The sequence below is a fragment of the Rhizobium sp. S163 genome, from assembly GCF_030380805.1.
In the GTDB taxonomy this organism is placed as follows: Bacteria; Pseudomonadota; Alphaproteobacteria; order Rhizobiales; family Rhizobiaceae; genus Rhizobium.
Genome location: NZ_JAUDSA010000033.1, coordinates 110,851 through 127,167 on the forward strand (window position 1 = coordinate 110,851; position 16,317 = coordinate 127,167).

The following is a 16,317-nucleotide window of genomic DNA, read 5'->3' on the forward strand; positions in this document are numbered from 1 at the left end:
CATAAGGCGTCGGGTGGCGAAAACAATGTCAAGCAGCAAGGTCGTGCGATTTACATTTCTCGCGACAGCTCCTCTCCTATTATCAGCCCGTGGTGGAATAGTCCGTGAAGCACATTCTTATCGTTGATGATGACAGCAAACTACGGTCACTTCTGATTGACTTCCTGTCGCAGCATGCGTTTCGCGTCACTGGGGTCAAGGACAGCCATCAACTCGGGCAGATTCTGGCGGCTGAGACCGTCGACCTTGTGGTTGTCGATCTCAATCTCGGCCATGAAGACGGTTTGGAGATCGTGAGGACGCTCTCCGCGAAGACAGATGCCCCAAGCATCATAATCAGCGGCGATCGCTTGGAAGAAACCGACAAGGTACTCGGTTTAGAGCTTGGCGCTGCGGATTACATGACCAAGCCCTTTGGGTTGCGGGAGTTTCTAGCCAGAGTGCGGGCGGCGTTGCGCGTGAAGCCCCAGGTTCAAGAGCGGCGAGATCAAAAAATATACTCCTTCGCTGCTTGGGAGTTGAACGTGAAAAGGCGTCAGCTAATCCGTGAAGGAGGTGACGAGGTTAAGCTGACTGCAGCGGAGTTCAATCTACTGACTGCGTTTTTGGACACCCCGCGGCAGGTCCTCTCACGCGAACAGTTGCTGTCCGCAAGCCGCGTTCATGACGAGGAGATATTCGATCGAAGCATCGACGTTTTGATCCTACGCCTAAGGCGCAAATTGGAAGAAGACGCATCGAATCCGAAGCTTATTCTTACCGAGCGTGGCGCGGGCTACATGTTCGACACGGAGGTTGCCGTTGAAGAGCGGAGACGCCCCGGTTGAGGCAAGGCAAAAACATAGTCGAACGCCACACTGGCTTCGGCGCTATCTTGCTCTTTGTACCGCTGGGTTAGTTCTTTCACTTGCAATTAGTGCGATTGCTGCGACCAATGCGGCAGTTGACGGCCGCGAGCCTCTTGCTCCTTTGAGACCACCTCCACAGCTTGACGAACGGGCGGTCGCTCTTGGTAAGAGGCTTTTCTCGGATAACATTTTGTCCGCAGACCAGAACCAGTCCTGTATGACTTGCCATGACCTCGCGTCGGGGGGAACACAGCATACAGCGCGTCCAACCGGTCAGCATGGGCAGGCCTATCGGTTCAATGCGCCGACGGTGTTCAATGTCGGGAGTATATACCGGCTAGGCTGGCGTGGCGATTTCACCTCGCTGGAAAGCCAGAACGAGAAGATATTACTCGACGAAGATTTGATGGGCGTCACGTGGCCAGTCATTGTCGACCGTCTAAGCCAAAACCAGAGCTATACGGAAGCGTTCGAAGAAGTCTACGGTCACCAACCGGACAAACGAGCTATTCTTGACGCGCTCTCTACGTTTCAGCGCTCGCTGGTTACGCCCAACTCGGCATTTGATCGCTTTATTTCTGGTGACTCTGGAGCGCTCTCCGGCCTGGAAGTCGAGGGATATCGCCTTTTCAAGGATTACGGTTGCGCATCGTGTCATCAGGGGGCGAACGTGGGTGGGAACATGTTCCAGCGCTTTGGCATATTCACAAGCCCGCCTCAGGGAAGTTCATCAGGTGATGGTGATCTGGGCAGATTCACTCTTACACACAATCCAGCCGACAAAGGTGTGTTTCGTGTGCCCAGCCTGAGAAACGTGGAGTTGACCGGGCCTTATTTTCATGACGGACGGGTGACCGACCTCTCAGAAGCAATCGCGATCATGGGAGTAAGCCAGCTTGGCAGGAAGTTGACCTCAGATGAAATAAAGGCGCTGCTGGCGTTCCTTAAAACTCTTACCGGCGAGTACAATGGAAGCAAGCTACAAGCGCTCTCCTCGGCGAAACACTATTGAACTCTGGAGGATTATGATCCTGGTCGCGGGGGTTTTCACCTTCGCGCTTTTCGCGTTTGGTCGCGTACCCTCGCGTGAGACACACGAAGACATCCTGACATCCCTCCGGGCGGTCGACATTAATCATGCATCCCTGCAGCGCGATGTGTTGCAGGCTCGCGCCGGTCTGCTTCGCGATTACGATCCTCTGGTCGAACCAGTGAAAACGCTCCACTCTACGGTTGCTCGGCTAGGAGAATTATTCAAGGAAAGCGGTGTGGAAGTGCCTGCGGCCCTTGCATCGGAACTTGGGAAGCTTTCAGCGTCGATCGACCGCGACGAGGTTTTGGTCGAGGAATTCAAAACAGACAACGCTCTGCTCCAGAACTCCCTTTCCATAGCCACGCAGATGCTCACAAAACTGCACGAAGGGTCGCCGGAGAGCCAAACTGCGTCGATGGATGTACCTTATGACCTTGGAAACCTCATGATGAGGTTTGCAAACCAGCCAAGTCAAACCCTGGACAAAACAATTCGCACGCAACTCGATCGGATGTTGAGATCGCCGGCCGGCGATCTAGAAGATGTGCAAGCTTACGTCGTTCATGCTCGGATGATTCTGGATACTCTGCCGGCTGTCGACAAGATAATCCAGGCAATCCAAGCCTCGCAGACTTCTGAAGACGCACGCAGGCTCCAAAAAGTATATCTCGATGCTTATGGCGAGTTGAGCGTACGGTCCTCGTGGAGCAGGCTTTTGCTTGGGTCGATCGCGGTGTTGCTCTGCGTTTATGTTGCGTCCTTGATCTACCGTCTGCGGCGTCAGACACAGAAGCTCGCTCAGCAGCTTGAGCTGGAAACAATGATCACCGACATGCAGAAGCGGTTCACCAACGGTACCGATGATCATTCAGTACCCCTAGTCGAAGCGCTCTCCATGATAGCCAATTTCTTTGATTCCAGTCGCTATGCTTTCGCTGTCGTGAATAGTGAGAACGGGGCAACTGAGACCACATATGGCGACGACGGCCTCGCAGGGTTTGATGCGTTGCGCGAGACTTTTCGGGCTGATGTTCAGGATCAAAGTGGCAAGAGCCCGAAAAAATGGGATCCATATCACTATGAAAACCTTCAACAGCGAGATTTGGAGCATTTTCCGGAAGGTTCACTAAGTGCGGGCTCGTTGCTCGCCACAGATATCGGGCACAATTCGATCGGCCTTCTGTTTCTGGAGCATAGGGAAATAAGAAAGAAACCGGATCGCGACGAGGTTCGACTACTAGGCCAGGCGATGATAGCCTTTTCCCAGTGCCTCAAAGGGCAGCGAGATAAATCCGAGCTCGAGACACTGGAAGCGCGTCTTGAGCATGCACAGAGGCTTGAAGCGCTCGGCACCCTGGCAGGAGGTATTGCACATGAATTCAATAATGCTCTTGGCGCGATTCTTGGGTATGGCGAGATGGCATTGCAGCTTGGACGAAATTCTGCGAAGACGCGGAGCTACGTCCAGGAAATGGTATCAAGCGGTCACCGAGCAAAGTTTATCATCGACCAGATACTGACTTTCAGTAGGAAGCGTGATCGGGTTAGTAACCCGTTTGACGCGACTGCGGCGCTCCACGACATCATCCCCATGGTCAGAATGGCGATTCCTGATCGTTTTATGCTGAACCTCGACCTCTCGGAACGAGTCCCGGCCATCATGGGCAATCCGATCGAATTGCAACAAGTCGTGATGAACTTGTGCACGAATGCGTCACATGCTTCAGGCGACGAGGGTGAAATCGACATCTCGGTCGTGGAACGCGACTTCCTCTCGCGTGTTATTCTGTCGCATGGAGAACTCACCCCCGGGACTTATGTGGTCGTTTCGGTTGAGGATCACGGATCCGGCATTCCAGACACGGTATTGCCGCACATTTTCGAGCCTTTTTTCACTACCAAATCCAAGCGAGGGGGAACCGGGTTGGGGCTGGCGGCCGTGCATGGACACGTTGTCGGAATGAACGGCAAGATCAACGTGAGTAGTGAACAGAATGTGGGGACCCGCTTCGAACTCTATTTCCCCGCCTCTTTCCGCAAAGCCATACCCCTCGCTGAGTTTTTCAACGAGCGCACCGTCCCTATTGGGTCAGGCCAGACCGTTCTTCTCGGTCAGCGAGACAGCGCTTTACGCTTACTCTTTGAAGAAAAAATCGCGGCGCTGGGTTATGAGCCAGTCGGTTTCTCATCGCTCACAGCTTTGAGAGCATGGATCGACCGTCACAATGTGCAGCCTGATCTAATCGTTCTTGACCTCGATATTTGGCAGAAATCGCCTGATTGTCGGACGGTGATCGGAGAATTTTCGCCCGTCCCCGTTGTTTTTGTCGCCGATCAAGAAACCGCAATGTTGGACGCGAGATCGATCAAAGATACTACTATTCTTCGTAAGCCTATCAGCTCAGTCAGTCTAGCGACTACGCTTTACAACCTCCTGAGTGGGCTTCCGCGATCGCTCGACGCCGAAATCTCAGAGGGATAGTGCTCAATCGCTCGGCCTCAATTGCCCGCTGCGCAGCAGCAGCGACGCGCCCAAACCAAAGGCAAAGAGGGAGATGACGGAAAAGTAGAGGACATGGGCCATAGCCCCTAGCGGCGAAAGAGAGTTCACGATCAGGGGGATCACGCCTCCGAACAGCGCGTAGGACACGTTGTAAGCGAAAGATACTCCTGTGTATCTGATCCTGGCTGGGAACGACGACACCATCACATATGGTGTCCCCGCGCAGACTCCCCCTGCCAGACCTACCATTCCAGCCATCACGTTAAGCTCAAGCACTGATGCACCCGCCATGTTGTAATAGCAGGCGGCTGCGGCGAGCAGCAACACGCCAAAAAGTATGTAAAATTTTGCAGCGCCGATTTGATCAAGAAGCGCGCCTCCTACAACAACGCCAATTGCGAGGAACACTGTACTGATGCTCGCAGCGCACAGTGCGCCCTCCTTATCAAATCCATAGGTACCATGAAGAGTCATCGGCAGCATAAGTGTCAGGACGACAACGCTTGACAGGACCCAGGTGACGAAGGCCGATCTGACGACGCCTCTGACCTCTGTTTTCAGTACGGCCCGAAGGGGCAACTCGGGAACCAGCAGCCGCCGCCGCCGCAAATTCATGAAAACCGGTGTTTCGTTCAACATCCGTCGCAGCTTCATGCCCGCCAACCCGAAAACACCACCTAGCAGAAAGGGCAGTCGCCAGCCCCATTGCTGCGTATCGTCCAGCGAAAGGGTCGATGTCACAGCGGCGGCTACGGAGGTGGCCAAGAGTATACCCAGCGTCAGCCCGCAACAGACTATCCCGCACACCAGGCCAACGCGACGGGGCGGCACATGCTCAGTAACGAAAGTCCAAGCACCAGGTAGCTCACCCCCAATTGCGATGCCCTGAAGAATGCGGAAAAATAGCAGCATGAATGGCGCTACGACGCCAACAGCCTGATAGGTAGGCAGTAGACCGATGCCTAGTGTTGACGCTGCCATCAACAGGATAGAGAAGGCAAATACCCGTTGTCTGCCAAATAGATCACCAAAGTGGGCAAGCACGATCCCGCCGAGCGGTCTGAAGAGATACCCAGCTGCAAACAGCCCCCAAGTCTGAACGGTGGTCAGCCAAGATGGCATGCCGACAGGAAAAAACTGCTGCCCGATGACGTCAGTGAAGAACAGAAAAATTGCAAAGTCGTAGAATTCGAGACAGCCGCCCAGTGCGACAATGCCGCTAACACGGTATTGCTCCCTCCAATCCATGTGTGGAACGTCGGGGGCAGCATCGTCTGCGACGCCAGGGGTCTCTGTGCAGGACATTTAACGGTACCAATTTTTTCCTTATAGTAACCGCGCGCGTCCCTCACCAAAAGTGCGATAGTCAAAAACTGAGTTACAACTGTAAAGAACGATCGTTCAAGTATTGGCGATCAAATACACGGCTCTGAGAGGACTCGTGACACGTTTCTGTGAGGCTTACACTCCGTTACAAAAACGGCACCTTCTGAAATCAGACAGATACAATTCCCAGCGACCCTATTGGAATTAGTATCCCATAATAGGAGTCAATCGATGAAGATTGCCATCGCTTCCGGCTTGGTTGTGTCAGCTTTGGCTGTCGGAGCCTTCGTTTCTTATTCGTGGGCGGACGAGCCTGCCGCGCAAGACGTCTCGCCCATTTATGGCGTCAGTATCCCAGAGGGCTACCGAGATTGGAAATTCATCGCTCCAGCGCAGGAGGCTCCGCCGCTTGATGAGCTCAGAGCAGTGCTCGGAAACGACATAGCGATCGATGCGTACAAGAAAGGTACACTACCTTTCCCAGACGGCTCGATCTTGGTAAAGCTCGCCTACAAGCGAAAACAGTCAACGGAGTTCGCGCCGGCTACGGTTCCCGGTGCGCCGACGACTGTCCAGGTCATGGTCAAGGATTCCAAGAAGTATCCTGACAGCCATGGTTGGGGCTTCGGACGCTTCGTGAACGGAAAGCCGGTCGATGTGAAACAGCATGAGACCTGTCTTGCCTGTCACGTTGGCAACGTCGTTGACCACGACTATGTCTTCACGCGCTATGCCCCTTGAGGTAGCCGGCTAAGCCGAATCTTTAGACATCCCACCAAATAGCTACATCGCTTGGTCTCGCAGGTTTTCGAACACTTGCGGGACGTTTTCGTTGATATGATAGCTAGCCAGCTGTTACCGGTCTGTGCGAATGGTCGTAGATCGTCTTGCATAGCAATGTCATTCGCGCACCTCTCAATTGGCGGCGCTGACTCGACCGTAAAGGCTTGACCGAAAGAGCCCTGTTTGTCGCCAGCTCGCGATCCTTCGGCGGGTCAGCTTAATCCTGGAATTGCAGGATGTACGGCCTCTTCGATGCGTCATTCATCATCTTGGTGACCGTCCTGCCCTTGTTAGCAGGGTATTCGGTCGGCACCGCGAGGGTATCGAGGCCCGTTACGACCAACGACAATAGGCGCCCGGGCTGCACAACAGGTCAACGGCCGGCGCACATTCCATCATGGGGGCGAAGCGGTCGGCCGACCGGCTTGGCCTTTGGGCCACCAACGCCCCTTACCTCCCGGCTATGAGGCCCAGCCCCTGCGGCAAGTGATGAACGCGGCCTGAGGAAGCCAAGAACGCACCTAGACCGGAGGGCGCGCCGCCCTCCGGTCTAGGTTTAGACGAGAACGAATCGATTCCTTCCCGTTAAGTCTTCTTCATTCCGCGGCGTGAGAGATCATGGTCTTCCCATCATCGTTGGCAGCATCATGACGAGCCAGAGGTCGGTTACCCGTTACCTTTCGCACAAGGACATAGAAGACTGGCGTCATGAAGATACCGAAGAGGGTGACGCCAATCATTCCCGAGAATACCGTAACACCAAGAGCGGCACGAACTTCGGCTCCCGCGCCTGTTGACGTAAGCAGAGGCACAACACCCATGATAAACGCCATCGACGTCATAAGGATTGGCCGCAGTCTAAGACGGCTGGCTTCGATCGCAGCTTGACGGGGCGAGCGCCCCTCCAACTCAAGCTCTCTAGCGAATTCAACGATCAAGATCGCGTTTTTCGCGGACAGCCCGACCAACACGACGAGGCCGATCTGAGTGAAGATGTTGTTATCGCCATCTGTCAACCAGACACCCGCAAGAGCAGCCAAGACGCCCATTGGGACAATCATGATAATCGCAATCGGGAGCGAGAGGCTCTCGTACTGCGCCGCGAGGACCAGGAAAACAAGCAACAGAGCCAGCGGGAAAACAAGGTAGCTGGAATCGCCGGCGATGATCTGCTGGTAGGTCAAATCCGTCCACTCGTAGCTGATCCCCTTTGGCAGCACCTCGGTGGCAATCCTTTCGATCGCAGCTTGCGCCTCCCCTGATGAATAACCTTGCGCTGGACTTCCATTGATATCCGCAGACAGGAAGCCATTGTAGCGGTTCGTACGCTCCGGGCCTGTAGTGGCATCCACTCGAAGCAGCGCGGCCAGTGGGATCATCTGGCCAGACATCGATCTGACCTTGAGCTGGCCAATGTCTTCCGGTTTAGCACGAAACTTCGCATCTGCCTGGACCCGCACACTATACGTTCGACCGAAAGCGTTGAAGTCATTCACGTACAGCGAGCCGAGATAGATCTGTAGGGTCTGAAATACGTCCGACACCGAAACCCCCAACTGCTCAGCCTTTGTTCGATCGAGGTCCGCATAGAGCTGCGGAACATTTATCAGGTAGCTTGAAAAGATGCCGGCCAGTTCAGGAGCTTCCGCGGCTTTCGCGAGAAACGCCTTGTTCGCATCATCGAGCGCCTTGTAGCCAAGACCGGCCTGGTCTTCCAACTGCAGTTTGAAGCCACCTGTAGTGCCTAGACCGTTGACTGGGGGTGGTGAGAACATGGCGACGTAGGCATCCGGGATAGCCGCGAACTTCTGGTTCAGAGACGCGGCAATCGCTGGTCCGGAAAGTTCGGGCGTCTTTCGTTCGTCAAAATCCTTGAGAGTGAGAAAAACCAGACCCGCGTTCGAAGAATGTGTGAAGCCGCTAATTGAGAGGCCGGGGAAAGCGATGGAATGAGCGACTCCGGGTTCCTTCACGGCAATATCGCTCATCCGCCTTATTACGTCTTCAGTTCGATCCAAGCTTGCAGCATCAGGCAATTGGGCGAATCCAATCAGATACTGCTTGTCTTGAGCCGGTACGAACCCACCCGGAATTGCGTTGAACAACGCGTATGTCGCACCCGCAAGCACAAGATACACGACCATCACGACGCCTTTTCGGGAGACAAGTCGGCCGACACCTGTTCCATAAGCGCTCGAGGCTGATCCGAAGGCTCGATTGAAGCTTCGGAAAAACCAACCAAAGGCAAAGTCCATAGAGCGCGTCAATCGATCCTTCGGCTCGTGGTGCCCTTTGAGCAAGAGCGCTGCCAACGCGGGTGATAGTGTCAAAGAGTTGAAGGCGGAGATAATCGTCGAGATGGCGATCGTTAGAGCGAACTGCCGATAAAACTGGCCAGACAATCCCGAAATGAACGCGAGCGGCACGAACACCGCGACCAGCACCAGTCCGATGGCCACGATCGGACCTGAAACCTCTCGCATCGCCTTATAGGTGGCTTCCCGCGGGCTTAGACCATTCTCGATGTTGCGCTCAACGTTCTCGACGACCACAATCGCGTCATCGACGACGATACCAATGGCCAAGACAAGGCCGAACAAGCTGAGCGCGTTGAGTGAGAAGCCGGAGACATACATGACCGCAAAGGTTCCGATGATCGAGACCGGAACCGCTATCAATGGGATGATCGAGGCACGCCACGTTTGTAGGAACAGAATTACCACAAGCACGACCAACGCAATCGCCTCGAAGAGCGTGTGAACTACTTTCTCGATCGAAGCTTCCACGAACTTGGTGGTATCGTAATCGATCGAATATTTCACGCCATCAGGCATGGACTGCTGCAGTTCGTCCATCGTCTTGCGTACGGCGTCGGCAATCTCGAGTGCGTTAGAGCCAGGGGCCTGGAAAATCGGGATGGCGACCGCCGGCTTCCCATCGAGGAAGGAGCGAAGGGAGTAATCGGCTGCGCCCAGCTCCAAGCGTGCGACATCACGTAGGCGCGTCACTTGGCCGTTAGCGCCCGTTTTGACGATTATATTGCCAAACTCTTCTGGTGTCTGAAGACGTCCCTGAGCGTTTACGTTGAGCTGCAAATCGACTCCCATGGGGCTCGGAGAAGCACCTATGGTGCCGGCAGCGGCCTGCACATTCTGGCCCTGTATAGCACTCGTTATATCGCTTGCGGCGAGCTCGTATTGAGCCGCTTTCTGGGGATCTATCCAAACGCGCATCGAATAATCGCCCGCGCCGAAGATCTGCACATCTCCAACACCTTCGATACGCGCAAGGCGGTCTTTGATGTTCAGAACTGCGTAGTTACGGAGGTAAGTGATATCGTAACGGTCATTGGTGGAGACCAAATCGACCGCCAAGGTAAAATCAGGCGAGCTTTTGACAGTCGTGATGCCGAGGGCCCTCACCTCTTCTGGCAAGCGCGGTTCAGCTTGGGAGACTCGGTTCTGGACAAGCTGTTGTGCTTGGTCGGGATCGGTTCCGAGCTTGAAAGTGACCGTAAGTGTCATCGCACCATCGGACGTGGAATTACTCGACATATAAAGGAGACCCTCGACCCCATTGATCTGCTCTTCAAGCGGGGTCGCGACAGTCTCCGCGATCACTCGGGGATTTGCCCCGGGATACGTCGCCCTCACGACCACGGACGGTGGGACGACCTGAGGATATTCGGAGATCGGCAGCGCTCGAAGCCCGATAAGGCCTGCTACGACGATCACCACCGATATGACGCCCGCGAACACGGGGCGGTCAATGAAAAAGCGGGAAATGTTCATGTCAGGTACTTTTACTATCCCTGAAGGATTGAATTTGGCGGACAGCGTCCCGGCCCTCGGAGATCTACGGGAAGGGCTTAGGTCGGTGGGAAGCCGAGCTATTCGTTATTGGATTCTTGCTTTAGGGGCGTTGCTGCAACGAGCGCGTTTGGACGCACTCTTTGCAAGCCCGCGACCACGATCGTCTCGCCGTCTTTCAATCCGGCTTTTACAATCCGCATTCCATCGACCAAGCCGCCAAGCGTAACGCTGCGGTACGCAACGTGGCTCTGACCATCGACCACATAAACAAACTTCTTGTCTTGGTCGGTTGATATCGCACGGTCTGGAACCAATAGCCTGCTTTGAGGCATGGCTTCACCCATCCGAATCCTGACAAACTGCCCGGGGATCAATGCACCCCGCGGATTGGGGAAGACAGCTCGGACGGTGATCGTCCCGCTGGCCGCGTCTACTTCGTTGTCGACAAGCTGAAGGGTCCCACTCAGTGGCGTCTCCTTGTCAGCCAAGGTCCCGGCTTCAACCGGAATGTCTTCAATTGCTGGAAGGCCACCCGTTCGCGCTGGGAGCTCTGCTAGAGCCATCGTTACCAACTCCTCGCTTGCGTCGAAGCTGGCGTAGATTGGATCAACAGAAACGAGCTTCGCGAGGACGGCAGAGGTTGAACCAGCTGCAACCAAGTTCCCGACCGTCACGTCAATCTTCCCGATACGCCCGGCCACGGGTGCCTTTACCTCCGCATAACCCAAGTTGAGCTGTGCGGCCTGCAGGTTTGCAGTCGCTGAACTCAACGAAGCTTTTGCCTCCGCGAGCGCGCTTTGCCGTTGATCGAGGTCGCTTTGCGAAATGGTATGATTTCCAGATAGCCTGTGACCTCTATCAAGTTGCGTCTCGGCCAGGCTGAGCCTTGCTCGCGCCAGCTCAACCTGTCCTTCCGCTTGGGCAACCAACGCCTGATACGGTGCCGGATCAATTGAAAAGAGGAGGTCTCCAGCCTTTACCAAAGCCCCTTCCCGAAAGTGGACCGCTTTGATCGCCCCGGATACCCGTGCCCTGATGTCCACCCTGTCAACGGCTTCCAGCCTTCCGGAAAAGTCTTCCCAAAGCCTTACGCTCTGGCTTTTAACGGTGATAACCGACACCGGGACCGCTTGCTCTGCCGCCCCTGTAGACACTGCTGAGTTGGCAAAGCTCATAGGCGGCTCACCAAAAACTGCTACGGCGGTGACCAACGTTGCACCGACCAAACCGAACCCCGCACAGGCCAGCCGAAAAGAATTTAGCATCGCTATCTCCATCTGTTTTCCGCCTGCCCAGCTGGGCAGGCTCGGGTGCCGTCCGTGCGGCTATCGGACGTCCAGCCTTCCGACACGAGTGCTCCTCAATGAACAGAGATAAACAGCTCAGTTTGTCTGGATTGTTTCGAAGATGGGTCGTTTTATTTTCCAGCGTAACGTGAGGGGCGATTGATACAAACTTGTACAATTAAGCGCGGCTAACCGGCTGATTTTAAATCTGTAAAAGCAATCCTTCAGACCCGCATATCGACAAACAAAAGTTCGAAAAACGGGTTCAATTCACAAACGCGTTTCTCCCCAGTCGAGTAGCTATGTTTATAGTTGTTGCGCTCGCTTTGAGCTGACGACTGCGCGGACAACAAGGCGTGATCGTCATCTGAAACACTCATACCGACGTGTATCGGCTCAAGCCGATCGAGCGCCGCATTTCATTCAAGAGAGTTTTGCAATGCCAAACCAACTAGCAACGTTCGGAGCAGGATGCTTCTGGGGATCCGAGGCCTATTTCCGGGGTATAGATGGCGTGATCGACACGCGCGTGGGCCATTCGACGGGCACTGACGGTTCAACCGATCCTGGTCGCATCGAGGTGGTCCAGGTGGATTTCGATCCGACAGTCTTGAGTTATCGGACGCTCATCGAGCTCTTTTGGAAGAGCCACGATCCGACAGCGTTCGATAGGCAAGGCGATGAGGCGGGTGAAGGAGTTCGTTCTGCGATATTCACCCATGACAGCCAGCAGTATTCCGCGGCAACCGAACTGAAAGCGCATTTCAACGCTAACTCGCCTTTGCCTGCCACCACCCAGGTGATCCCATTCGTCGAACTCGAGCTAGCCGACGAGAAGCACCAGCGATACGTCGAGAAGAACGGATATCACGCGTGTTCAATTCCCGCCGCCTCGACACGGCAAACGACTTGATCCAGGAGATACTTAACAAATGAAGCCACTAATTATTGGAACGGCCCTCGCGTTGTCGCTCGGGTTAGCGCACGCCGCGCACGCGAAGTCTCTAGTCTACTGCAGCGAGGCCAGCCCAGAAGGGTTCGATCCGGCACGATATACATCAGGGTCGACGTTCGATGCCTCTTCAAAGACAATCTACAATCGGCTTGTGGAATACAAGCGAGGGACAACCGAGATTGTACCCGCACTGGCACAGCGGTGGGAAGTCTCCAATGATGGCAAGGTATACACGTTCCACCTCCGTCCCGGCGTGAAATTTCAGACGAACGAAGAGTTCAAACCAACCCGCGATCTCAATGCAGACGATGTCGTGTTTAGCTTCGAACGCCAGACCGGAAAGAAAGAGTTCGCCGCCTACTCCCAAGGTGCAAGCTGGTCCTACTACAACGACGTCGGACTACCGCAATCCGTTGCGGCGATTGATAAAGTGGACGATCTCACGGTCCGTTTCACGCTTCAAAAACCCAACGCTCCGTTTCTTGGCCTTATCGCTCTTGATTTCGCGTCCATCGTCTCGAAGGAATACGCCGACCAACTGGTAGCATCTCATCGTGTGGATGATTTCAACCACAAGCCCGTCGGTACCGGCCCGTTCCAGCTCGTAGCCTATCAACAGGACGCCGTCATCAGGTATCAGGCGTTCGCTGACTATTGGGGAGGCAAGCAACCTATCGATGACCTGGTGTTTGCGATCACAACCGACGCATCGACTCGCATACAGAAATTGAAGGCGGACGAGTGCCAAATTGCCGTCTACCCTACACCCGCGGACATCGCGGCTCTGAAAGAAGACTCATCCCTCAACGTATTGCAACGGCCTGGTCTGAACGTGGGATATCTCGCCTTCAACACCACCCAGAAGCCGTTTGATGATGTCCGTGTTCGCCGCGCCATAACGCAAGCGGTCAACAAGAAGGCTATTCTTGACGCCGTGTATCAAGGCAGTGGCGTAATTGCGGAGAGCGTTCTTCCTCCTGATATGGCAGGCTTCAACAGATCGCTAAACACCATTCAATTCGATCCAAAAGCTGCAAAGGCTACAATTGAAGAGCTAGGACTCTCAGGAACGAAGGCGACATTATGGGCCATGCCTGTATCTCGTCCCTATAATCCTAACGGTCGCCGTACCGCCGAGATCTTACAGGCCAATCTCCATGATGTCGGTCTTGACGCGGAGATCATCTCGTTCGAATGGGGCGAATACCTGAAGCGGTCGAATGATCCCAAACATGACGGAGCAGTCCTAGCAGGTTGGACTGCCGACAATGGAGACCCGGATAGCTTCCTGACCCCGCTGCTGGCATGCGCGTCGGTCGGGGGCAACAACAAGGCCGTTTGGTGCAACAAGGATTTCGATCAGTTACTTGAGCAGGCTCGGTCGGAGACCGATTCCGCTAAACGCTCGTCGCTGTACGAGCGCGCTCAACAGATCGCCGCCGACGAGAGCCCGTGGATTCCGCTTGCAAACGGATTGATTACGGTTGCGACGTCGAAGCGGGTCACCGGCTATCAAATTGAACCGTCCGACGCCCATCGGTTCGACGGTGTGGACATCGGTGATTGACTAACGTGTCGAGGTAGGCGGCCCATGAAGCCGCCTCCCCCATGCAGTCAATACCAACCCGGTGCGGCATCGCTTGCGAGAAAATCCTCAACAACCGATCTGAAGTTGGCCGGTTCTTCAGAGAAGAGGAGATGCCCCGAGTTCTCGAATTCGACGTATCGATTTCTCGGAATGCTTTCCGCCATCGCAAGGCTGGTGCGTGGTGGGTTAACCCAGTCATGCGCTCCCGCTAGTAGTAGCACTGGGACGTTTACTTGGTTAAGTCGACTCGATATGTCAAAATCCGACGGCAAGTGCATCAACAGGTGGCGCATCAACTCAATGTTTGGCGTAGCACCCTTGATGAGACGCTCTGCAAGACCGGCGTTCATAGGGGCTGCGAGGAGTGGACCGACTTTCTCAAAGTAGGCCGCTATACTAGCCGTGTTCAGTTCACCCGCAAATAGCTTGGCAGCTGCCTCCATGGCGGCAGGCGATGCCCGGGTTGTCAACGATGGTGCTGTCCGCGTCACTTCTTTTTGCATGGGAGCGGCGGTTGGCGTGGCGGCAGCGAGGATAGCACCACGCGCTAATCCATGGTGCCTGAGCACAAGATGCAACGCGACCAACCCACCCAGCGAATGACCAAAAACGTAGGGCTTTCGTATCCCGAGTGCTCCGATTAGCGCTGCAATGTCATCGGCCATCTGTTCGTATGTCACCGTCTCAACAGGTGCATGCGCGGATCGCCCTTGCCCTCGTAAGTCTACAAAGAGGACCTGAGCAAACTCGCTGAGCTGCCCGAGACCTTCCCGGAGATATCGGTGATCGAGTCCGAGTATGCCGTGTAGAACGACGATCGTCGGTACTTCGTATAGACCTCCGTTGACCTTGCGCAGGGAGCTACCTTCGGTGTCGAAAAATATCTCGGTTTCGTTAATTCGGGCGTACAAGAGGACTCCATCCGTACATAGCCAAGTCGCGATTGCAGCTACGCCGCGAAAGCGTCTCCGCTTTGCCTGCTTTTGAAGTGTGCGAGATTGCTGATCGCTTGCGTCACCGGCATCTCGATCCCTCTAAGGTGCGCCAGTTCCAGCACAGCATCGCAAATGGACGCCAACTCAAGCTGATTTCCTCGCTCAAGGTCCTGAAGCATGGAGGTTTTTACGTCTCCCAGCAGCCGCCCGGTCTCCAGGATTGCCTGCGGATCGTCTTCGAGCTTCGCACCGTAAGCCTCGATCACCGGGAGGACCTCGTGAAGCATCTGACGACTGATATCGACTAGGTGTGCATCACCGAAGTTTTGCCGAAGCGTAGCGCCGGTAATGGCGGAGACCGGATTAGAGATTAGATTCCGTACGACTTTGCTCCATATCGCATCCCGGATGCGAGGTGCCTTCCGCACAACCAGGCCCGCCTTTTCGAGGAGGGAGGCCAGCCCGTCCAATCGCTCTGAACTCGTGTCGTCGAGCTCTCCAAGGGTCATTTGCAACGGATTGAACGTCCGTGCGATACCCTTCTGTATTCGCTCGACGGTGATCATGGTTGTAGTTCCAACAACCTGTCTAGATGGAATGATTTCCTTGAGGATTCCATTTGGATCGACCGATTGAATTTCTTGCCCAGCCCATCCACCGTCAATTCCGTCGAAGTACCACCAAGGTATGCCGTTCACGACTGGAACCACTGTCGTGCGGGGGCCGATCAGGTGTTTGATCGACGTTGCCAAGGCGGGCATATCCTGCGACTTTGGGGACATGAAGAGAACGTCCGGCTGTTGGAAATCGCCCGCCGTACCGACGTTAACCACCACTTGGTGGTCTCCTTCGCGGTCGAGCAGCCGAATTCCCTGCTTCCTGATGACGTCCAGGCTCTCACCCCTGGCAACCAAGTCAACTTGGAGGCCACTCAGGCGCAACCGCGCGGCAAGCGTTAGGCCAATCGCGCCTGCTCCGGCGACGCATATGCGTGGGCGTGTGTGTGTTTCATCGAGATGCTCAGCCATATGGGGTTTCCATCGTGTTAGATTGGAAATAGGTGGCTCGTCTCGGTTTCAGCTCGATTACAGCTGCTCTGCAGACGGACTACAACTGTTATCCAGCCAAGCCGTCACTCCTAAAGTAACCATCCGGGCTAGGCCGCAGACCTTATGTATTTAGCTCATCAGCGATGATGCGTTCGATCTTTTCCGGATCACATTGCTCGTCGATAAGGAACTGCCGAAC

Annotated in this window: 11 protein-coding genes; 6 read left to right on the plus strand and 5 right to left on the minus strand. The window is 54.9% G+C overall.

Annotated features, from left to right (window positions below; all coding sequences use genetic code 11):
- Positions 1-104 precede the first annotated feature (104 nt).
- From QTL96_RS23310 to QTL96_RS23320, 3 genes are read left to right on the plus strand one after another with little or no spacing between them, the layout of a single operon-like run.
- Positions 105-827 (plus strand): winged helix-turn-helix domain-containing protein, encoded by a 723-nt coding sequence (locus QTL96_RS23310; protein ID WP_112819940.1) that lies wholly within the window; start codon positions 105-107, stop codon positions 825-827.
- Complete coding sequence (locus QTL96_RS23315) at positions 802-1,860, plus strand: cytochrome c peroxidase (RefSeq protein WP_289729387.1); 1,059 nt, start codon at positions 802-804, stop codon at positions 1,858-1,860. The genes QTL96_RS23310 and QTL96_RS23315 overlap by 26 nt, the downstream gene beginning before the upstream one ends.
- The gene (locus QTL96_RS23320) at positions 1,817-4,363 is read left to right on the plus strand and encodes a two-component system VirA-like sensor kinase (protein ID WP_289729388.1); all 2,547 of its coding nucleotides are present in this window, start codon (positions 1,817-1,819) and stop codon (positions 4,361-4,363) included. The genes QTL96_RS23315 and QTL96_RS23320 overlap by 44 nt, the downstream gene beginning before the upstream one ends.
- A 3-nt stretch (positions 4,364-4,366) precedes the next feature.
- On the opposite strand, the gene QTL96_RS23325 is transcribed toward QTL96_RS23320, so the two are convergent.
- Positions 4,367-5,632 (minus strand): MFS transporter, encoded by a 1,266-nt coding sequence (locus QTL96_RS23325; RefSeq protein WP_112820065.1) that lies wholly within the window; start codon positions 5,630-5,632, stop codon positions 4,367-4,369.
- A 309-nt stretch (positions 5,633-5,941) separates the two neighbouring features.
- On the opposite strand from QTL96_RS23325, the gene QTL96_RS23330 reads away from it, so the two are divergent.
- Entirely contained in the window at positions 5,942-6,451 is a 510-nt protein-coding gene (locus tag QTL96_RS23330) for a cytochrome P460 family protein (protein WP_018900788.1), read from the plus strand.
- A gap of 638 nt (positions 6,452-7,089) precedes the next feature.
- Here the strand turns inward: QTL96_RS23330 and QTL96_RS23335 are convergent.
- Positions 7,090-10,284, minus strand: a complete 3,195-nt coding sequence (locus tag QTL96_RS23335) for a multidrug efflux RND transporter permease subunit (RefSeq protein ID WP_289729389.1) — start codon at positions 10,282-10,284, stop codon at positions 7,090-7,092.
- A 98-nt stretch (positions 10,285-10,382) separates the two neighbouring features.
- Complete coding sequence (locus QTL96_RS23340) at positions 10,383-11,570, minus strand: efflux RND transporter periplasmic adaptor subunit (protein ID WP_289729398.1); 1,188 nt, start codon at positions 11,568-11,570, stop codon at positions 10,383-10,385.
- A 460-nt stretch (positions 11,571-12,030) separates the two neighbouring features.
- On the opposite strand from QTL96_RS23340, the gene msrA reads away from it, so the two are divergent.
- A complete protein-coding gene (gene msrA / locus QTL96_RS23345; RefSeq protein WP_289729390.1) occupies positions 12,031-12,504 on the plus strand; it encodes a peptide-methionine (S)-S-oxide reductase MsrA in 474 nt (157 codons plus the stop codon).
- Positions 12,505-12,523: 19 nt separating this feature from the next.
- The gene (locus tag QTL96_RS23350; protein WP_289729391.1) at positions 12,524-14,113 is read left to right on the plus strand and encodes an ABC transporter substrate-binding protein; all 1,590 of its coding nucleotides are present in this window, start codon (positions 12,524-12,526) and stop codon (positions 14,111-14,113) included.
- 47 nt (positions 14,114-14,160) lie between these two features.
- Here QTL96_RS23350 and QTL96_RS23355 read toward each other — a convergent pair whose 3' ends face one another.
- Entirely contained in the window at positions 14,161-15,045 is an 885-nt protein-coding gene (locus tag QTL96_RS23355; RefSeq protein WP_289729392.1) for an alpha/beta hydrolase, read from the minus strand.
- A 38-nt stretch (positions 15,046-15,083) separates the two neighbouring features.
- Complete coding sequence (locus tag QTL96_RS23360; protein ID WP_289729393.1) at positions 15,084-16,097, minus strand: 2-dehydropantoate 2-reductase; 1,014 nt, start codon at positions 16,095-16,097, stop codon at positions 15,084-15,086.
- Between the last annotated feature and the right edge of the window lie 220 nt (positions 16,098-16,317).